Source organism: Streptomyces arenae (assembly GCF_022343545.1).
GTDB classification, from domain to species: domain Bacteria; phylum Actinomycetota; class Actinomycetes; order Streptomycetales; family Streptomycetaceae; genus Streptomyces; species Streptomyces humi.
In genome coordinates, this window is sequence record NZ_JAKQYH010000064.1 from 408,904 (window position 1) to 428,886 (window position 19,983).

At 72.2% G+C, this 19,983-nt stretch carries 18 protein-coding genes; 15 read left to right on the forward strand and 3 right to left on the reverse strand.

Annotated features, from left to right (window positions below; genetic code table 11):
* Positions 1–156: 156 nt before the first annotated feature.
* The 4 genes from MB828_RS29790 to MB828_RS29805 all read left to right on the forward strand — a co-directional run bounded on the left by MB828_RS29790 (position 157) and on the right by MB828_RS29805 (position 3,685).
* Positions 157–1,104, forward strand: coding sequence for a Dyp-type peroxidase (locus tag MB828_RS29790; RefSeq protein WP_301650875.1), 948 nt, complete (start codon positions 157–159; stop codon positions 1,102–1,104).
* 87 nt (positions 1,105–1,191) lie between these two features.
* On the forward strand, positions 1,192–1,503 hold the full coding sequence (locus MB828_RS29795) for a barstar family protein (protein ID WP_301650876.1): 312 nt from the start codon (positions 1,192–1,194) through the stop codon (positions 1,501–1,503).
* Positions 1,504–1,655: 152 nt separating this feature from the next.
* A complete protein-coding gene (locus MB828_RS29800) occupies positions 1,656–3,098 on the forward strand; it encodes a GuaB1 family IMP dehydrogenase-related protein (RefSeq protein WP_301650877.1) in 1,443 nt (480 codons plus the stop codon).
* Between the two features lie 134 nt (positions 3,099–3,232).
* Positions 3,233–3,685, forward strand: coding sequence for an Lrp/AsnC family transcriptional regulator (locus MB828_RS29805; RefSeq protein ID WP_046726552.1), 453 nt, complete (start codon positions 3,233–3,235; stop codon positions 3,683–3,685).
* Positions 3,686–3,862: 177 nt separating this feature from the next.
* Here the strand turns inward: MB828_RS29805 and MB828_RS29810 are convergent, their stop codons facing one another.
* Positions 3,863–4,603, reverse strand: a complete 741-nt coding sequence (locus tag MB828_RS29810) for a GntR family transcriptional regulator (protein WP_301650878.1) — start codon at positions 4,601–4,603, stop codon at positions 3,863–3,865.
* Between the two features lie 236 nt (positions 4,604–4,839).
* On the opposite strand from MB828_RS29810, the gene MB828_RS29815 reads away from it, so the two are divergent.
* From MB828_RS29815 to MB828_RS29860, 10 genes are all read left to right on the forward strand, one after another.
* Positions 4,840–6,000, forward strand: coding sequence for an ABC transporter substrate-binding protein (locus tag MB828_RS29815; RefSeq protein WP_301650879.1), 1,161 nt, complete (start codon positions 4,840–4,842; stop codon positions 5,998–6,000).
* Positions 5,997–6,896: an ABC transporter permease gene (locus MB828_RS29820; protein WP_301650880.1), complete on the forward strand. Its 900-nt coding sequence runs from the start codon at positions 5,997–5,999 to the stop codon at positions 6,894–6,896. Before MB828_RS29815 ends, MB828_RS29820 begins: the two co-directional genes overlap by 4 nt.
* Positions 6,881–7,699: an ABC transporter permease gene (locus tag MB828_RS29825; protein WP_133026039.1), complete on the forward strand. Its 819-nt coding sequence runs from the start codon at positions 6,881–6,883 to the stop codon at positions 7,697–7,699. Before MB828_RS29820 ends, MB828_RS29825 begins: the two co-directional genes overlap by 16 nt.
* A gap of 3 nt (positions 7,700–7,702) precedes the next feature.
* Entirely contained in the window at positions 7,703–8,767 is a 1,065-nt protein-coding gene (locus MB828_RS29830; RefSeq protein ID WP_301650881.1) for an ABC transporter ATP-binding protein, read from the forward strand.
* Positions 8,768–8,838: 71 nt separating this feature from the next.
* Positions 8,839–10,302, forward strand: coding sequence for an HAD-IA family hydrolase (locus MB828_RS29835; protein WP_301650882.1), 1,464 nt, complete (start codon positions 8,839–8,841; stop codon positions 10,300–10,302).
* A 111-nt stretch (positions 10,303–10,413) separates the two neighbouring features.
* Entirely contained in the window at positions 10,414–12,807 is a 2,394-nt protein-coding gene (locus MB828_RS29840) for a sensor histidine kinase (protein WP_301650883.1), read from the forward strand.
* A complete protein-coding gene (locus MB828_RS29845; RefSeq protein ID WP_301650884.1) occupies positions 12,797–13,252 on the forward strand; it encodes a roadblock/LC7 domain-containing protein in 456 nt (151 codons plus the stop codon). The genes MB828_RS29840 and MB828_RS29845 overlap by 11 nt, the downstream gene beginning before the upstream one ends.
* A 7-nt stretch (positions 13,253–13,259) precedes the next feature.
* Positions 13,260–13,652 carry a DUF742 domain-containing protein gene (locus MB828_RS29850; protein WP_301650885.1) on the forward strand — a complete coding sequence of 131 codons (393 nt, stop codon included), beginning with the start codon at positions 13,260–13,262 and terminating at the stop codon, positions 13,650–13,652.
* A 146-nt stretch (positions 13,653–13,798) separates the two neighbouring features.
* Positions 13,799–14,587 (forward strand): carbon-nitrogen hydrolase family protein, encoded by a 789-nt coding sequence (locus MB828_RS29855; protein ID WP_301650886.1) that lies wholly within the window; start codon positions 13,799–13,801, stop codon positions 14,585–14,587.
* A 62-nt stretch (positions 14,588–14,649) separates the two neighbouring features.
* On the forward strand, positions 14,650–16,347 hold the full coding sequence (locus MB828_RS29860) for a flavin monoamine oxidase family protein (RefSeq protein ID WP_133026046.1): 1,698 nt from the start codon (positions 14,650–14,652) through the stop codon (positions 16,345–16,347).
* A gap of 30 nt (positions 16,348–16,377) precedes the next feature.
* Here the strand turns inward: MB828_RS29860 and MB828_RS29865 are convergent, their stop codons facing one another.
* Entirely contained in the window at positions 16,378–17,064 is a 687-nt protein-coding gene (locus MB828_RS29865; protein ID WP_301650887.1) for a DUF5995 family protein, read from the reverse strand.
* An 85-nt stretch (positions 17,065–17,149) separates the two neighbouring features.
* Positions 17,150–18,529 (reverse strand): uracil-xanthine permease family protein, encoded by a 1,380-nt coding sequence (locus MB828_RS29870; RefSeq protein WP_301650888.1) that lies wholly within the window; start codon positions 18,527–18,529, stop codon positions 17,150–17,152.
* A 138-nt stretch (positions 18,530–18,667) separates the two neighbouring features.
* Between MB828_RS29870 and MB828_RS29875 the strand changes: the two genes are divergently transcribed.
* Positions 18,668–19,936: an alginate lyase family protein gene (locus MB828_RS29875; RefSeq protein ID WP_301650889.1), complete on the forward strand. Its 1,269-nt coding sequence runs from the start codon at positions 18,668–18,670 to the stop codon at positions 19,934–19,936.
* Positions 19,937–19,983: the final 47 nt, after the last annotated feature.

Sequence of the window (19,983 nt, forward strand, 5' to 3'; positions counted from 1 at the left end):
CGTAGACAGGTCTGTCTATTCCCGTGGTGGTGAAAGAATCCGGGAACGGGGTCCGGCCGTCGTGACCCGGCGCGGGGAGCGTCTCCCCGGGCTGACGGCCGTCAGCCCCGAGGATGTGTACGACAGGCCGAGCGCCGATCGCACCGGGAGGACGCGTTGACCACTGATCCCCAACCCGAGCCGGGAGCCGGACCGCAGCCGGTGCTCAGCCCGCTGACCACCGCCGCGATCTTCCTCGTGGTCACGGTGCGCCCCGGTGGCGAGGAGGCGGCCCGGGACGTGCTGGGCGACCTGCGCGGGCTGGAGCGCAGCTTCGGGTTCGGCGCCCCGGAAGCCGCCCTGAGCTGCGTGGCGGGCATCGGCTCCGACGTCTGGGACCGCCTGTTCGACCACCCGCGCCCGGCCGGCCTGCATCCCTTCCAGCGGCTGGAGGGCCCCCGGCACACCGCGGTCGCCACCCCCGGCGACCTGCTGTTCCACATCCGGGCCACCCGGTTCGACCTGTGCTTCGGGCTCGCCGCCGAACTCATGCACCGGCTGCGGGGCGCGGTCACCGTCGAGGACGAGGTGCAGGGCTTCAAGTACCTCGACGCCCGCGACCTGCTGGGCTTCGTCGACGGCACCGAGAACCCGGTCGGGGCCGCCGCCCGCCGTGCCGTGCTGGTCGGCGCCGAGGATCCCGCGCACGCCGGCGGCAGCTATGTGATCGTGCAGAAGTACGTCCACGACCTCGACGCCTGGAACGCCCTGCCGGTCGAGACCCAGGAACGGATCATCGGCCGTACCAAGGCCACCAACATCGAACTGGACGCGCCCGCCTCCCACAAGGACCTGAACACGGTCACCGGACCGGACGGCGCCGAACAGAAGATCCTGCGCGACAACATGCCCTTCGGCAGCCCAGGCCGCGGCGAGTTCGGCACCTACTTCATCGGGTACGCCCGTACCCCGGACGTCACCGAACACATGTTGCGCAACATGTTCCTCGGCACCGAGGACGCCACCCACGACCGGATCCTCGACTTCTCCAGGGCGGTCACCGGCACGCTCTTCTTCGTGCCGTCCGGCGACTTCCTGGACGACCTTCCCGCGGCGCCCCGGTGAACCCTCCGAGGGGCGCGTTGTCACCGGACCGGACGGTGGGATCTACTACCCCGGTGACTGCCCCAACTCCTCCCGGACGGTGCTGAGATGACGACGAGTCCGCTGCTGGTCACGCTCGACCTCGCCGGGGTCGGGGACAAGGCCGGTCTCATGGACCGCGCCGTGTCCGCGCTGGCTCTGCCCGACTGGTTCGGCCGGAACTGGGACGCCCTCGCGGACAGCCTCCGCGACCCCTCGGTGTGGCCGCCCGAGGCTGTCGACCGCGGGCTCCTCGTCGTCGTCACCGGCTGGCAGGAGTACGCGCGGACCCGGCCGGACGAATGGCGGGTCGCCGAGGACGTCTTCACCCAGGCGGCCGCGGGCGAACCCGCGCTCACCGTGGCCCTGGCGCTCGGCTGACACCCTTGGAGCTTCCTCCGAAGCGTCCCTGACCTGCCTGGATGTTCGTCCCGGGCATCACATACCGGTGCCCATGGGACAATGAGGTACGTGCTCTTCCCCCTGGCCGGCCGGTCCGGGGGTCACCTCTGATCGACTGGGATGTGCGGCACGTGCGTTTCCTCAATGACATCCAGCCCGCGTACGACCTGACGTACGACGACGTCTTCATGGTGCCGAGCCGCTCCGCGGTCGGCTCGCGGCAGGCCGTGGACCTCGACTCGCCGGACGGCACGGGCACCACGATCCCGCTGGTCGTCGCCAACATGACCGCGATCGCGGGCCGCCGGATGGCCGAGACGGTGGCCCGGCGCGGCGGACTCGTGGTGATACCGCAGGACATCCCCATCGACGTGGTCACCGATGTCATCACCTGGGTGAAGAGCCGTCACCTGGTCCTCGACACCCCGATCGTGCTCGCCCCGCACCAGACCGTCGCCGACGCGCTGGCCCTGCTGCCCAAGCGGGCGCACAACGCCGGTGTCGTCGTCGACGAGGACGGCCGCCCCGTCGGCGTCGTCACCGACCGGGACCTCAGCGGTGTCGACCGCTTCACCCAGCTCGCCGAGGTCATGTCCCGCGACCTGCTGCTGCTCGACGCGGACATCGACCCGCGCGAGGCGTTCAACAAGCTGGACGCCGCCAACCGCCGGTACGCCCCGGCCGTCGACGGCGACGGCAAGCTCGCCGGCATCCTCACCCGCAAGGGCGCCCTGCGTGCCACCCTGTACACCCCGGCCACCGACGCGAACGGCAGGCTGCGCATCGCCGCCGCCGTCGGCATCAACGGCGACTTCGCGGGCAAGGCGAAGCAGCTGCTCGACGCGGGCGTCGACACGCTGGTCATCGACACCGCGCACGGTCACCAGGAGTCGATGATCAGCGCGATCAAGCTGGTCCGTGACCTCGACCCGCAGGTCCCGATCGCGGCCGGCAACATCGTCTCCGCCGAGGGCGTCAAGGACCTGATCGACGCGGGCGCCGACATCGTCAAGGTCGGGGTGGGCCCCGGCGCGATGTGCACCACCCGCATGATGACCGGCGTGGGCCGGCCGCAGTTCTCGGCGGTCCTGGAATGCGCCGCGGAGGCGCGGAAGTACGGCAAGCACGTCTGGGCCGACGGCGGTGTCCGGCACCCGCGTGACGTCGCCATGGCGCTGGCCGCGGGCGCGTCCAACGTGATGGTCGGCTCCTGGTTCGCCGGGACCTACGAGTCGCCGGGCGACCTCCAGCAGGCGGCCGACGGACGGCTGTACAAGGAGTCGTTCGGCATGGCCTCGGCACGGGCGGTGCGCAACCGCACGTCCGACGAGTCGGCCTACGACCGGGCCCGCAAGGGGCTCTTCGAAGAGGGCATCTCGACGTCCCGGATGTTCCTCGACCCGGCCCGGCCGGGCGTCGAGGACCTGATCGACTCGATCGTCGCGGGTGTCCGGTCGTCCTGCACGTACGCCGGTGCGGGGTCCCTGGAGGAGTTCGCCGAGAAGGCGATCGTGGGGATCCAGAGCGCGGCCGGCTACGCGGAGGGCAAGCCGCTGCACGCGAGCTGGAGCTAGCCGCGGCGCGGGAGGCGCCGGGTTCGGGCGCGGCGTGGTCGCTTCGGTGTGGGGTGGGCGGTCAGGACCGTGTTCTACTTCGTGTACGGCCGCCCGCCGTCCCGTCCTGCACCGCCTGAGAGCTGAACGACCCCTTGCTGAACGATCTCGACGAACGCATCGTGCACGCCCTCGCCGAGGACGCCCGCCGCTCCTACGCGGACATCGGGCAACTGGTCGGCCTGTCCGCGCCCGCGGTGAAACGGCGCGTGGACCGGCTGCGCGCCACGGGGGCGATCACGGGATTCACCGTACGCGTCGATCCGGCGGCCCTCGGCTGGGAGACCGAGGGGTTCGTCGAGATCTACTGCCGGCGCAACACGTCTCCGGAGACCATCCAGCGGGGTCTCGAGCGGTACCAGGAGGTGGTGGCCGCGTCGACGGTCACCGGTGAGGCCGACGCGGTCGTGCAGGTTTTCGCGTCGGACATGCGGCACTTCGAGAGGGTGCTGGAGCGGATCGCCGGTGAGCCGTTCGTGGAGCGGACCAAGTCGGTGCTGGTGCTGTCGCCGCTGCTGAGACGGTTCTCTTCAGGAGCGCCGGGCTGAGAGCGGAGGAGGGGGCGGGGGCCCGGTCCTGTGCCGGGTGCGGGTGGTCCGTGGCTGGTCGCGCAGTTCCCCGCGCCCCTTTGGCCGGCGGTGGTACCGCGCCCTGAAGGGGCGCGGGGAACTGCGCGAACAAGCCCCACCGGCCCGCACCCGGCGCACCACCGGACCCCCCACCCCCTACTCCGCGGTCTTCCGCGCCAGCGCGTTGCTGTCGATGGAGTTGTGGACGCTGAAGCTCACCGCGTCCGACCGGTACCGGTCGTCCGACCACTCCACCGGGCGCCCCTCCCGCGTCGTCGTCACCCGCCGCACCCGCAGCAGCGGACTCGTCCGGCGGACCCGCAGCAGCTCCGAGTCCTGTGCCCCCGCCGCCACCGCGTCGATGACGTGCTCGCCGTACGCGAAGACCAACCCCGTCTCCTCGTAGAGGCGTTGGGTCACCGAAGGGCACTCGGGCTCTATCGGCTCCACCGCCGGGGCGATCCAGTCGGAGTACACCGTCCGCTCGAGCAACACCGGTTCGCCGTCCAGCCCGCGCACCCGAAGCACGTGCAACACCGGCGTGCCGGGCGCCAGTTGGAGGCGGACCGCGTCCTCCTGGGAGGCGGGCCGGTACTCCTGGGACACCACGTGCCCCGTCGCCGTGCGGCCCATCGCCTTCGCCCACTGCGCGAAACTGCGCAGCTCCGCGAAGCTCTGGCTGCGGCGGCTGGCCAGCACCACCCGGCGGGCGCCCTGCCGGGAGCCGATCAGCCCCTCTGAGGTGAGCGCGGCGACCGCCTGGCGGACCGTGCCGCGCGAGACGCCGTACTGCGCCGCCAACTCCGTCTCCGCGGGCAGCCGGCTGCCGACGGTGTACTCCTCGCGGTCGATGGCGCGCCGCAGTTCGTCGGCGATCTCCTCGTGTCGCGCCGTCATGCTTCCCCTCTGATCAGGCGGCTGTGCACAGCGTGACCAGCCTAATCGACGTGCTCGGGTGATTCGTGTCAGCCCGCGATCGGCCGGGATTGTGCAGGGAATAAGGGTCTGGAGTTTCGTCTCCGTTCATGAAGGGGAAACCCACGGCGGGCGTACTAGGGCCAACTTGTTCAGACAAGTTGCCTGGTGCCTTCCGCAGCGCCGCCCCACCCTCGTGCGTACTCCCTGGAGAGACCGTGACCGTGTCCCTGCCGAGAACCGCCCTCCTCGGCGGCTCCCTCGCCGCCGTAGCCGCGCTCGCCCTGAGCGCCTGCGGCGCCGCTCCCGACAACGCGTCGTCCACCACGTCCGGTGGCAAGAGCGCCGCCACCGCCACCTCCGCCGCCGACCTCGGCGGCCTGGACAAGCTGATCGCCGCCGCCAAGAAGGAGGGCACGCTGCACATCATCGCCGTGCCCCGCGACTGGGCGAACTACGGCGCCATCATCGACGGCTTCAAGGCGAAGTACGGCATCAAGATCGAGGACGAGAGCCCCGACGGCTCCAGCCAGGACGAGATCAACGCCGTGACCTCGCGCAAGGGCCAGGACCGGGCGCCCGACGTGCTGGACCTCGGTTCGTCCTTCGCGCTCAGCGCGGCCCAGCAGGGCCTGCTCGCCCCCTACAAGGTCACCTCGTACGCCGACATCCCCGAGGGCCAGAAGGACCCGCAGGCCCGCTGGTACAACGACTACGGCGGCTACATCTCCATCGGCTGCGACGCGAAGCGCGTGAAGACCTGTCCCACGACCTTCGCGGACCTGCTCAAGCCGCAGTACAAGGGCCAGGTCGCCCTCAACGGCAACCCGACCAAGTCCGGCTCGGCCTTCGGCGGCGTCTACGCGGCCGCGCTCGCCGACAAGGGCTCGTTCGACGACATCCAGCCCGGCCTCGACTTCTTCGCCAAGCTGAAGAAGAACGGCAACTACACGCCCGTCGAGTCCACCCCGGCCACCGTCGAGAAGGGCGAGACGCCCATCTCCATCGACTGGGACTACCTCAACGCCGGTTACGCCGACGAGTTCAAGTCCAAGGGCGTCGACTGGAAGGTGTCGATCCCGACCGACGGCCAGTACGCCCAGTTCTACTCCCAGGCCATCAACAAGGACGCCCCGCACCCGGCGGCCGCCCGCCTGTGGCAGGAGTACCTGTACAGCACCGAGGGCCAGAACCTGTGGCTCAAGGGGTACGCCCGCCCGGTCCTGATGTCCGCCCTGGAGAAGGCCGGCACGCTCGACAAGGCCGCCGCCGCCAAGCTCCCCGCGGTCACCGGCACCCCGTCCTTCCCGACCGAGGCCCAGCAGGACAAGGCCAAGACGGTCCTCTCCTCCGGTTGGTCGAAGGCCGTATCCGGATGACGGCCACGCTCACGCGGGCCGACGTGGCGTCCGCCGCTTCCCAGAAGCGGCGGCGCCGCGCCCCCGGATGGCTCGCCGTCGTCCCGCTGCTCGCCTTCACGGCCGTCGCCTTCGGACTGCCGGCCGTGGCCATGCTGAACGGCGCCTTCACGGTCAAGGACCCGGCCAGCGGCACGAGTTCCTACACCGCGAGCAATCTGAGCGACTCGCTCCAGGGGCCGTACCTCACCGCCCTCGTCGGCAGCGTGAAGCTGTCCGCGCTCTCCGCCGTCCTCGCCGCCGTCCTCGGGCTGCCACTCGCGCAGGCCGTGGTCAGCTCGCGCTCCCGGGCGCTGCGCGAGGCCGTGCTCACCGCCTCGGGGGTGCTCGCCAACTTCGGCGGCGTGCCGCTGGCGTTCGCGTTCGTCGCGACCCTCGGCAACGCCGGTGTGCTCACCGTGCACCTGCACCTCGCGGACCACGCATGGGACCTGTACAGCTTCTGGGGGCTGGTCCTGGTCTACCTGTACTTCCTGATCCCGCTGATGGTCCTCACCATCACCCCGGCCCTGGACGGACTGCGGGCCCAGTGGCGGGAGGCCGCGCTCAACAACGGCGCGACCGGTGTCCAGTACTGGCGGTTCGTCGCGCTGCCGGTGCTCGCGCCCTCGCTGCTCGGCGGGTTCGTGCTGCTCTTCGGCAGCGCCTTCGCCGCCTACGCCACCGCCGCCGCCATGGTCGGCAGCGCGGTCCCGCTGGTCACCCTGCAGATCGCGGACGCCCTCTCCGGCAACGTCCTGGTCGGCCAGGAGAACGTGGCCCTCGCCCTGAGCCTGGACATGGTGCTGGTGGCGGGCCTGGTGATGGCCGTGTACCTGCCCCTGCAACGACGGAGCGCCCGATGGCTCGACGCCTGAACCTCTGGCGCTGGGCCGTACTCGGCCTGGCCGCCCTGTACTTCCTGATCCCGATGGCCGCCTCCGTGCTCTTCACGGTGGACGTGCCCGGCGAGGGCGTCACCTTCGACGCCTACACCCAGATCGTGTCCGCCGACGGCTTCCTGTCCAGCCTGCTGCTCTCGCTCGAACTGGCCGTCGCCACCATCGCCGTCGTCCTGCTGCTGACGGTGCCCGCCGTGGTCGCCCTGCGGCTCAGCGCGCCCAGGCTGCGGCCCGTGGTCGAGATCGTCTGCTCGCTGCCGCTGGTGGTGCCGCCGATCGCGTTCGTGGCCGGCATCGTCACCGTACTGAAGTGGGGGCCGGACCACCTCTCCCGGACCCCGCTGTTCGAGACCTTCGTCGCCGTCCAGAACCCGGACTTCCCGGTCGTCCTGGTCCTCGCCTACGTCGTGATGGCGCTGCCCTTCGTGTACCGGGCGCTGGACGCCGGACTGCGCGCGATCGACGTGCGCACCCTCGTCGAGGCCGCCCGCAGCTGCGGTGCCTCCTGGCCGCAGGCGCTGGTCCGGACCGTGCTGCCCAATCTGCGCGGGGCGCTGCTCAACGCGTCCTTCCTCACCCTGGCGCTGGTGCTCGGCGAGTTCACCGTCGCCCGGCTGCTGGGCTTCGAGCCCTTCGCCGTGTGGATCTACGACGTCGGCGGCTCGCAGGCCCAGATGTCCGTCGCCGTCTCCGTGCTCAGTCTCCTGGTGACCTGGGCCCTGCTCCTCGCGCTCGCCGGTGCCGGCGGCCGTGACCGAACCGCTTCCTCCCGGGGTTGAACCATGAGTGTCAGCACGCTCGACAAGGCCGCCACCGTCGAATTCCGCTCCCTGCGACGGGAGTTCGGTGCCACCGTCGCCCTTGACGGACTCGACCTGACCGTCCGGCCGGGGGAGTTCCTGGCCCTGCTCGGTCCGTCCGGCTGCGGCAAGACCACCGCCCTGCGCATGCTCGCCGGGTTCGAACACCCCGACTCCGGCGCGGTCCTGGTCGACGGCGAGGACGTCACCCGGGTCCCGGCCCACCGCCGTGACGCCGGCATGGTCTTCCAGTCGTACAGCCTCTTCCCGCATCTCGACGCCGTCGACAACGTGGCGTTCGGACTGCGCATGCGCAAGGTGCGCACCGGCGAACGGCGAGAGCGGGCCGCTGAGTTGCTGGACCTTGTCGGGCTCGGCGACAAGGGCGAGCGGTTTCCGCACCAGCTCTCCGGCGGTCAGCAGCAGCGCGTCGCGCTCGCCCGGGCCCTCGCCCTGCGGCCCCGGGTGCTGCTGCTCGACGAGCCGCTGTCCGCGCTCGACGCCAAGGTCCGGTTGTCGCTCCGCGAGGAGATCCGCCGGCTCCAGCAGGAACTCGGCATCACCACCCTGTTCGTGACGCACGACCAGGAGGAGGCCCTGTCCATCGCCGACCGGGTCGCCGTGATGCGCGCCGGGCAGCTCGAACAGTGCGCCGAACCCGCCGAGTTGTACGGCCGTCCGGCCACCGCCTTCGTCGCCGAGTTCGTGGGCACGATGAGCCGGATACCGGGCACGGTCAAGGACGACCGGGTGGAGGTGCTCGGGCAGCGGCTGCCGTTCGACGGACAGGCGCCGGGCGCCGGCGAGGTCGACGTCCTGGTGCGGCCCGAGGCCGTGCGGGTGCGCGCGGACGGCTCCGGTACGGCCACCGTCGTCGCCACCGCCTTCCTCGGCGCGGTCGTCCGGGTCACCGTACGGCTCGCCGACGGCACCGAGGCCAAGGCCGACCTGCCCGCCCACGAGGCCGCCGAGCTGGGCGCCGGATCCGCCGCGACCGTGTCGCTGCCCGAGCGGCCGGTGCTCGTGGCGGAACGTGCCCGGGAGTGAACCCGGGACGCCGCCCAGGGGCCCGGCCCCGACCCGAGGGAATCCATCCAGCAGTGAGGAATGACAACAACGTGACCCCCCACTCACGACTCCCGCTCCAGGCCGTCCTGTTCGACATGGACGGAACGCTCGTCGACACCGAGCGACTGTGGTGGGAGGCGGTGGAAAGCGTTGCCGGACGGTCGCTCGACGCGGCCGACGAGCCCGATGTGCTGGGCCGGCCCGTCGAGCACACCGCCCAGTGGCTGGCCGACGGCACCGGCCGGCCGGGCGCCGACCTCGCGGCCGAGCTGCACCGGGAGTTCGCGGACCGGGTCCGCACCGGCGTCGTGCCCCGCCCCGGCGCCCTCGACCTGCTGGACGCGCTGGCCGCGGCCGACGTCCCCACCGCCCTGGTCACCGCGTCCCCACGCGCGGTCGCGGAACTCGTGCTCGACGCCCTCGGCCCCGGCCGCTTCGCCGTCTCCGTCACCGCCGACGACACCGGCCGCACCAAGCCGGCCCCCGACCCGTACCTCGCCGCCTGCCGTGCGCTCGGCGTCGACCCGGCGGCCTGTGTGGCCGTCGAGGACACCGAGACCGGGGTCGCCTCCGCCGAGGCCGCAGGGTGCGCCGTGCTGGCGGTGCCCTCGCTCGCGCCGATCGGCGACGCGCCCGGCCGGACCGTCCGGGAGACGCTGGTCGGAGTCACCCCGAAGGAGCTGAGCGAGATGGCCGTACCCGAACTGCGGGTCATGTCCTGGAACCTCTGGCTCGGCGGCAGCCGGATCGACGACCACCGGGCCAAGCAGGTGAAGACCATCGTGGACGTGGGCGCCGACGTCGTCGGGCTCCAGGAGACCGCGGGCACCTCGGCCCGGGAACTCGCCGAGGCCCTCGGCTGGCACCACCACACGGCGGGGGAGAACCTCGGGATCATCAGCCGCCACCCGATCACGGCGCGCCTGGGCGACCCGGAGACCGGCTTCTACGGCGCCACCGGGGTACGGATCGCCGTCCGGCCCGGCCGCGAGGTCGAGGTCTGGACCGCGCACCTGCACTACACGCCGTACGGGCCCTACGAGCTGCACTTCGACGGGCTCGGCGCGGACGAGCTGATCGCCCACGAGGAGGTGCGGCTCGGACAGCTGCGGGAGGCGTTGCGGTGGATCGGCGACGGTGACCGTGCCGGTGCCGTGCCGGTGGTGCTGACGGGCGACTTCAACTGCCCCTCGCACCTGGACCGGCCGGACATGGAGTGGCCGGTGACGAAGGCCGCCGAGGAGGCCGGGTTCCACGACTCCTTCCGGCAGGCGCACCCGGACCCGGCCGCGGCGCCCGGCCACACCTGGTCGCCGGTCCACCCCGTGCACGAGGACGGCAGCGGGCGGCCCGAGCCGCAGGACCGGATCGACTACGTGCTGCACAGGGGGCTGCGCGTGCTCGACTCCCGGACCTGGGTCACCGGCACCCCGGCGCCCTGGCCCGCCGTCGCGGACAACGACTGGCCCTCCGACCACGCGGCCGTCATCACCACGTTCGCCGTCGAACCGTGATCGACCGGGTCTTGACCAGGGGTTACCCGGGGCAACCATTGCGAGGTGCGGCGGGCATCCCGTAGGTTGTGCCGGCCCCGTCTTACTGGTTGGTAACACCGGCAGGTAACCATGCGCTGGCCCCTCGGCCGCCCCACCACCGTCCGCGCGCGGGTCGTGGCGCTCGCGCTCGCCCCGGCCGTCGCGCTGACGGCCCTGTGGAGCTTCGCCATGGTGTCCGTGACCGCCGAACCCCGCGCGCTGATCAGGCTCAAGGGGGTGTACGACGACTTCGGCACCCCGGTGGACACGGCGGTCGGGCAGATCCAGATCGAACGACGGCTGTCGGCCGCCTACCTGGGCGCCCGCCCGGACACGGCGACCGCCGCCGGCCTGCTGGAGCAGCAGCGGCGCACCGACCGGGCGGTGACCGCCCTGCGGGACGCGGTCCGGGACGGTGACCGGGGGCGTCTGACCACCCGGCAGCGCGGGGCCCTCGACGCGATGGTGACCGCCACCGGCGGGCTGGAGAAGCTGCGCGAGCGCGTGCTGTCCCGGAAGATCACCTGGGACGGCGCCGTCGCCGGCTACAGCGCGCTGGTGGAACCCGGCTTCGACGTCGAGTCCACCCTCACCGCCCTCCAGGCCGGACAGCTGGCCCGGGAGGCCCAGGTCGTCATCGAGCTGGTGCGGGTACGGGAGTTCGTCTCGCGCGAGGACGCGCTGGTCGCCGGGGCACGGGCCGCCGGACGCCTCACCGACCGGCAGTACGACACCCTCACCGCGACGATCGAGGACCGGCGCGTCTTCGAACGGACCTACGTGCCAGACCTGCCGGCCGACTCAAGGACGCTGTTCGAGCGGTTCCAGCACGGACCGCTGTACCGGGCGCTGGTGAGCGGCGAGGACGCGCTGCTGCGGGCGGGTGCGGGCCGGGCCGGTGCGGCCGTCGCCGCCGACACCTGGCGGTCGACCACCGACCGGGCCGTCAGGCAGTACATGCTGCTGTGCACCCGCTCGGCGGAGAACTCCGGGGCGCGCGGCCGGGAGTTCGCGTACCGGGAGCTGGCGAAGGCGGCCGTGTTCGGCGCGGCCGGGCTGGTGGCGGTCGGACTGTCCCTGTGGTTCGCGGTACGCGGAGCCCGCCGGATCTCGCGCCGGCTGGAGACCCTGCGGGACGCCGCCGATGTGCTGACCGCACAGCAACTGCCCGCCCTGATGCAGCGGTTGAGCGCCGGTGAGGACGTGGACCCGGTCACCGAGGCGCCCCCGTTGGCGGCCGGGGAGGCCGGGGACGACGAGATCGGGGACGTCGGCAGGTCGTTCAACCGGGCCCGGCTGGCCGCCGTCGGGGCCGCGGTCACGCAGGCCACGCTCCGCCGCGGGCTGTTCGCGGTCCTCCTCAACATCGCCCGCCGCAACCAGGCCCTCGTGCACCGTCAGCTGAAACTCGTCGACACCCTGGAGCGGCGCACCGACGACCCGGTCGTGCTGAGCGAACTGTTCCGCATCGACCACCTCACCACCCGGATGCGCCGGCACGCGGAGAGCCTGATCATCCTCTCCGGCGCGGCCCCCGGACGGCGCTGGCGGCGGCCGGTGCCGCTCGCCGACGTGGTGGCCTCGGCGGTCGGCGAGATCGAGGACTACACGCGGGTCGCGGTGCCGCCGATGCCCGAGGTGGGCGTGGCCGCGGACGCCGTCGCCGACGTGGTCCACCTGGTCGCCGAGCTGCTGGAGAACGCGACGGTGTTCTCGCCGCCGCACACCCGGGTCACCCTGCGCACCGGCCGGGTCGGCCGGGGCTTCACCCTGGAGATCGACGACCGGGGACTCGGTCTCGACGCCGGACAGCTCGCCGAGGCCCATCGCACCCTCACCGACCCCGGCGCCTTCGACCCGACCCGCCACGACCGGCTCGGCCTGTACGTCGTGGGCCGCCTGGCCGCCCGTCACGGCATCGAGGTGACCCTCCGGGAGTCGCCGTACGGCGGCACGACGGCGGTGGTGCTGCTGCCGGCCGCAGTCCTGGCGGCCGCGGAGGCGGGCGCGGCGGGCGTGGCTGGCGCGGCGGACGTGGCCGATGTGGCCGAGGCGGCTGGCGTGGCGGACGTGGCGGACGTGCCGCGCATGGCGGGCATGGAGGGCATGGCGGACGTGGCGCGCTTGGCGGACGCAGCGGGTGTGGGGGAGCGGCGGGCGCTCGCCGGTGCGAGGGAGCGGCCGGTGCGGGCGGTTCCGGGCGACGCCCGGCCCGGCGACGACGTGGGCGACGGCGCGCGTGAGAGGTCCGCCGCGCAGGGCGCCGCCCCCGCGCTGCCCACCCGCACCCGTCAGGCCTCCCTCGCCCCCGGGCTGCGCGCGGAACCGGAGCCGGCCGGCCCGCGTGACCTGGACGCCGACGAGATGCAGGCGGTCTTCGGAGCCTTCCAGCGAGGCCTGGAACGCGGCCGCAGGGGACTGCCCGTCGAAGCCGGGGAGCCGACCGACACCCAGGAAAGGAAGCCCGCGGGCCATGAACAGTGACGACCGGAAAGACACCCCCGACGCTCCCGGGACGCCCGCGGACCCGTCCGGCGCCCGGCCCGGCAGCGGCCTCGGCTGGCTCCTCGACGATCTCGTCGCCCGCACCGACCACGTCCGCCAGGCCGTGCTGCTCACCGCCGACGGGCTCCCGCTCAGCCACTCCGACGGCATGCGCCGGCGGGACATCGAGCACCTCGCGGCCGTCTGTTCCGGCTTCCACAGCCTCGCCCGCTCCGCCGGCGACCGCTTCGAGGCGGGGGAGGTGCGGCAGACCATGGTGATGCTGGACGACGCCTACCTCTTCGTGACCCCGGCCGGACACGGCAGCCGGCTCGCCGTCCTCAGCGACGTCCGTACCGACGTCGGCCAGCTGGCCCACGAGATGGCCCTGCTCGTCCGCCGGCTCGGCGGCCACCTGGACGCGGCCACCCGCACGACCCCCTGACACCGCGGTGAGCGACGAGCACTGGTACGAGGACGAGACCGGCTCGCTGGTCCGTCCCTACACCGTCACCCGGGGCCGGACCAAGCCCTCCGACCGGCACACCGTCGACCTGATGTCCCAGGTCACGGCCCTGGACCCGGGCACGGACCCGGGTGTGGACCGGCGCGAGGTCGAGCACGCCGGCGCCGCCCTGCTCGCCCTGGTGCGCCGCGGGGCCCGCCCGGTGGTCGAGCTCGCCGCGGACGCCGACCTGCCGCTCACCGTCGTCCGCGTGCTGCTCGGCGACCTGGCCGAGGCCGGCCTGGTCCGGATCGACGAGCCGCGCCGCGTGGAGCCGGCCGGTCCCGCCGCCGACCCCGCGCTGCTGGAGCAGATCGTGGCGCGCCTGCGGGAACTCTGACCGCGCGCAACGAATCGCCGCCCGGTCCCCGCATCACGCAACGAACCGCTCACCGGCACGCAACGGCTCCTTCTTGTCCGGCCGGGGCCGCCGACCGTACGGTCTAAATGACCCCAGAACCCCCTCCGTACCGGCGAGGACCCCGCATGCGCACCGCCCTGCTCCAGAGCTCCGGCCGCCCCGGCTCGACCGCCGAGAACCTCAAGGTGCTCGACGAGGCCGCCGGCCGGGCCGCCGCCGCGGGCGCCGCGCTGCTCGTCGCTCCGGAGATGTTCCTGACCGGCTACGCGATCGGCGACGACATCGCCCGGCTCGCCGAGCCCGCCGACGGGGACAGCGCGGAGGCGATCGCCGGGCTGGCCCACCGGCACGGTCTTGCGGTCGTCTACGGCTACCCGGAGCGCGACGGCGAGCGCGTGCACAACTCCGCCCAGCTGGTCTCCGCCGACGGCAGCCGGCTCGCGAACTACCGCAAGTCCCACCTGTTCGGCGGCTTCGAGGCGGACCACTTCACCCCGGGCGACCAGCCGGTCGTCCAGGCCGAGCTGAACGGCCTCACCGTCGGGATCATGATCTGCTACGACGTGGAGTTCCCGGAGCTCGTCCGCGCCCACGCCCTGGCCGGCACCGACGTGCTCCTCGTCCCGACGGCGAACATGCACCCGTTCCAGCTGGTCGCCGAATCCATGGTCCAGGTACGTGCCTGGGAGAACCAGATGTACGTCGCCTACGCCAACCGGGTCGGCCACGAAGGGGAGTTCGAGTTCTTCGGGCTCTCCACCCTGGCCGGACCCGACGGGGTCGCCCGCGCCCGCGCCGGCCACGGCGAGGAACTCGTCGTCGCCGACGTCGACCCGGTCTTCCTCGCCGCCTCCCGCGCGGCGAACCCGTATCTGAAGGACCGCCGCCCCGGCCTCTACGGCTCCCTGGTCTGACCTTCCGTCGCGTCGCCCCGCTCGTTCCCCACCCCACGCATGCCGCAAGGAGCCCGTACCCCATGACGTCCACCGTGCCCAACGCCGTCGAGCACGCGGCCGGGCAGCAGCCGCCGATCACCATGTTCGGCCCGGACTTCCCCTACGCCTACGACGACTTCCTCGCCCACCCGGCGGGACTCGGGCAGATCCCGGCCACCGAGCACGGCACCGAGGTCGCGGTCGTCGGCGGCGGTCTGTCGGGCATCGTGGCGGCCTACGAACTGATGAAGATGGGTCTGAAGCCGGTCGTCTACGAGGCCGACGAGATCGGCGGCCGGCTGCGGACCGTCGGCTTCGAGGGCTGCGACCCCGAACTGACCGCGGAGATGGGCGCGATGCGCTTCCCGCCCTCCTCCACCGCCCTCCAGCACTACATCGACCTGGTGGGCCTGGAGACCCGGCCGTTCCCCAACCCCCTCGCGGAGGCGACCCCTTCGACCGTGGTCGACCTCAAGGGCGAGTCGCACTACGCCGAGACGATCGCCGACCTCCCGCAGGTCTACCGCGATGTCGCGGCCGCCTGGAACAAGTGCCTCGACGAGGGCGCCGACTTCTCCGACATGAACCGCGCGATGCGCGAGCGGGACGTGCCGCGGATCCGCGAGATCTGGTCGAAGCTCGTGGAGAAGCTCGACAACCAGACCTTCTACGGCTTCCTCTGCGAATCCGAGGCGTTCAAATCCTTCCGGCACCGCGAGATCTTCGGCCAGGTCGGCTTCGGCACGGGCGGCTGGGACACCGACTTCCCCAACTCGATCCTGGAGATCCTGCGCGTCGTCTACACCGAGGCCGACGACCACCACCGCGGTATCGTCGGCGGCTCCCAGCAGCTGCCGCTCAGGCTCTGGGAGCGGGAGCCGGAGAAGATCGTGCACTGGGCCTACGGGACGTCCCTGAAGTCCCTGCACGAGAACGGCGAGCCGCGTCCCGCCGTCACCCGGCTGCACCGCACCGGCGGCAACCGGATCACGGTGACCGACGCGAACGGCGACATCCGCACCTACCGGGCGGCGGTCTTCACCGCCCAGTCCTGGATGCTGCTCTCCAAGATCGCCTGCGACGACTCGCTCTTCCCGATCGACCACTGGACCGCGATCGAGCGCACCCACTACATGGAGTCCTCGAAGCTGTTCGTGCCGGTCGACCGGCCGTTCTGGCTGGACAAGGACGAGCAGACCGGCCGTGACGTCATGTCGATGACCCTCACCGACCGCATGACCCGCGGTACCTACCTCCTCGACGACGGCCCGGACCGGCCCGCCGTCATCTGCCTCTCCTACACCTGGTGCGACGACAGCCTGAAGTGGCTGCCGCTGTCCGCGCACGAGCGGATGGAGGTCATGCTGAAGTCGCTCGGCGAGATCTATCCCAAGGTCGACATCAGGAAGCACATCATCGGCAACCCGGTGACCGTCTCCTGGGAGAACGAGCCGTACTTCATGGGCGCGTTCAAGGCCAACCTGCCCGGCCACTACCGTTACCAGCGGCGCCTGTTCACGCACTTCGTGCAGGACCGGCTGCCCGCCGACAAGCGGGGCCTCTTCCTCGCCGGCGACGACATCTCCTGGACGGCCGGCTGGGCCGAGGGCGCCGTCCAGACCGCGCTGAACGCGGTCTGGGGCGTCATGCACCACTTCGGTGGCGAGACCGACCCCACCAACCCCGGCCCCGGTGACGTCTACGACGAGATCGCCCCGGTCGAACTCCCCGAGGACTGAGCCGGAGACACGGCCCACGGGACGCGTCCGTCAGCCGCGCAGTGGGGTGAGCAGCATCCGGCCGGCGAGCCCGACCGCCGCGTCCAGCCGCTCGGCGAACTCCTCGGCCAGGTCCTCGAACCGGCGCAGCGCCCACAGCGCCCGCGCCGCCGACCAGGTCGCGTCCCGGGCCCGCTCCAGACTCCAGGACCCGAGCAGATGGGTCAGCGGGTCGGCGATCTGGAGCAGGTCGGGGCCCGGCATCAGGTCCTCGCGGATCCGCTCCTCGAGCGACACCAGGAGGTCGCCCACCCGGTCGAACTCGTCCTCCAGGTCGGCCGGTTCGCAGTCGAGCGTGTGGCAGGCGTCCACCACGGCCAGCGCCAGGTCATGGCCGATGTGGGCGTTGATGCCGGCCAGCGCGAACTGGAGCGGGCGTACCCCGGGGTGGCGGCGGAACTGGAACAGCGGCCGCCAGCAGGCCGGCGGACGGTGGCCGTCCGCCGCCGCGTCCACGGCCGCCAGGTACCGCTCCGCGAACCGCACGTCGAGCGTCGCGGCGGCTCTCGGGTCTCCGAACCGGCCCGCCTCCAGGCGCCGTTCGACCTCCTCTGTGACGGTGAGGTAGACCCGGTTGAAGACCGCGACACCGTCCCGCTCGGGCAGGTCCTCGTCCAGGGCGCGCATCCGGGAGACGACGGTGCCGACCGGAGCGGTGAGGTGTGCCAGCTGCGCCATGGGGGAAGGGTGCCAGGCCCGGACCGGCGGGGGTGCCGACCGGCCCGGAGCTTCCCCGGAACGGGCGAACGCGGCCGTCGTACGGCTACGGCTGGGCGTCGTCGTAGGAGCTGGTTCCCTCGTCGAGAAGGGGTTCCTGGCCCTTGAGGTGGGCGGGCGCGAAGGCGCGCAGGGTGTGGTAGCCGGTGATGACGACCAGCGTGCCCAGCGCGATACCGCTGAGGGAGAAGGTGTCGGTGAACTTCATTCTGACGTTGCCGACCCCGATGATGATGCCGGCGGCGGCCGGGACCAGGTTCAGCGGATTGCGCAGGTCGACCTCGGCGTGCAGCCAGATCTGGGCGCCGAGCAGGCCGATCATGCCGTACAGGATCACCGTGATGCCGCCGAGGACCCCGCCCGGGACCGCGGCCACGATCGCGCCGAACTTGGGGCAGACGCCGAAGAGCAGCGCGAAGCCGGCGGCGGCCCAGTAGGCGGCGGTGGAGTAGACGCGGGTCGCGGCCATCACGCCGATGTTCTCGGAGTAGGTGGTGTTGGGCGGGCCACCCACGGCGGTGGACAGCATCGAGGCGACGCCGTCGGCCGAGATCGCCGTGCCGAGCTTGTCGTCCAGCGGGTCGCCGGTCATCTCGCCGACGGCCTTGACGTGTCCGGCGTTCTCCGCGACCAGCGCGATCACGACCGGGAGCGCGACCAGGATCGCCGACCACTGGAAGGACGGGCCGTGGAAGGACGGCAGCCCGATCCAGTCGGCCTTGCCGACACCGGACAGGTCGAGACGCCAGTGGTCGGTGACCTTGCCGCTCGGGCTCATCGAGTGGATCCTGCCGAAGACCCGGTCCAGGGCCCAGGAGAGGACGTACCCGAAGACCAGGCCCAGGAAGATCGCGACCCGTGACCAGAAACCACGCAGACAGACGACGGCCAGACCGGTGAAGAGCATCACCAGCAGCGCCGTCCACTGGTCCTGCGGCCAGTAGGTGGAGGCGGTCACGGGCGCGAGGTTGAAGCCGATCAGCATCACGACCGCGCCGGTGACGATCGGCGGCATCGCGGCGTGGATGATCCGGGCGCCGAAGCGCTGCACGGCCAGTCCGATCAGGAAGAGCACGGCACCGACCACCAGGACCGCGCCGGTCACCGTGGCGCTGGTGCCGCCCTGCGCCCGGATGACCGCGGCCACGCCCACGAACGACAGCGAACAGCCCAGGTAGCTGGGCACCCGGCCGCGTGTCGCCAGCAGGAAGATCACGGTCGCCACGCCGGACATCATGATCGCGAGGTTGGGATCGAGGCCCATCAGCACGGGGGCCACGAAGGAGGCGCCGAACATGGCCACCACGTGCTGGGCGCCGAGCCCGACCGTGCGGGGCCAGGAGAGCCGTTCGTCGGGGCGTACCACCGCTCCGGGCGCGGGGGTACGTCCGTCGCCGTGCAGTTTCCAGCGCACGCCGAGATCCATGGTGGGGCTTCGCTTTCTTCGTACGTGAAGTCGGTCCGGACCATTGTCAGGGCTACCTCGCGGTTCTACGCTCACACGGTCCTACTCATGAACTGTGTTCACGTACCTGATTGACTGTGTGTCCGATCGGAGTGCTCGATGAGTGGAAGAACCCGTGTGGCCGTCGTCCTGACGGCACTGGCGGCCGTCGGCGCCGTCCTCGTCCCCTCCGCCCACGCGACCGCGAGGGCGGCCAAGGCGCCGGACACCGCCGTCCTCGACGGCGCCCGCCTCCAGCGCACCAGAGCGAGACTCGACGACGGCGACCCGCGACTGCGCCGCGCCGTCCGGGACCTGACCGTCCGCGCCGACGCCTGGCTGGACCAGGGCCCCTGGACAGTGGTCGACAAACCGCGGCCCGCCCCCGGCGGTGACGTGCACGACTACCTCAGCCAGGCCCCCTACTGGTGGCCCACCACCTCCCCCACCGCCGACAACCCCTGGGGCTGCCCCTACGTCCAGCGGGACGGCCAGCGCAATCCCGAGGTCGACAGCGGCACCGACCGCCAGGACGTGGAGAAGGTCTTCGACTCGGCCTACGACCTCTCCCTGGCCTGGTACTACACGGGCCGGCGGGCCTACGCCGAGAAGGCCGGGCAGGTGCTGCGCACCTGGTTCCTCGACCCGGCGACCCGGATGAACCCGAACCTGGACCACGCCCAGTTCATCCCGTGCAAGTACGACGGCCGGTCGATCGGCATCATCGACTTCTCCCAGTCGTACACCAGCGTGGTCGACGCGCTGGCGATCCTCGGCACCGGGGCGCCCGGCTGGAGCGCCGCGGACCGGGCGGGCATGCGGAGCTGGAACACGGACTTCCGCGACTGGCTGGTGAACAGTTCCTTCGGGAAGGAGGAGGGCTCGGCCGCCAACAACCACGGCACCTTCTACGACATGCAGCTCGCCGCCCTCGCCCACGCGACCGGCGACCGGGCGCTGGCCAGGAAGACCGTGCTGGACGCGCGGGCGAAGCGGATCGACCCGCAGATCGCCGGTGACGGCAGCCAGCCGCAGGAGCTGGCCCGCACCCGGAGCTGGCACTACTCCACCTTCGACCTGGTCGCCTACACCCGCCTCGCGGCGATCGGCCGGCATGTCGGGGTCGACCTGTGGGCCTACCGGGGTCCGGACGGACAGTCGCTGTCCGCGGCCGTCGACTACCTGCTCCCCGCCGCCACCGGGGCCGCCGCCTGGCCGCACCCGGAGCTGGAATTCCACCGTTACGCGGCCACCGACGTCGTGCACGCGGCGGCCGACGCGGGCGACCGGGCGGCACAGCGGGCGCTCCGGTACCTGGAGGCACCGCCCGGCGGCGATCTCTGGGCCCTGCGGCCCGCCGCCGAGCAACTGGACTCCATCGCAGGCTGACCGGACCTTTCCGGCCGGGGCGGAGCTGACCAGCCCTCCCGGCCGCG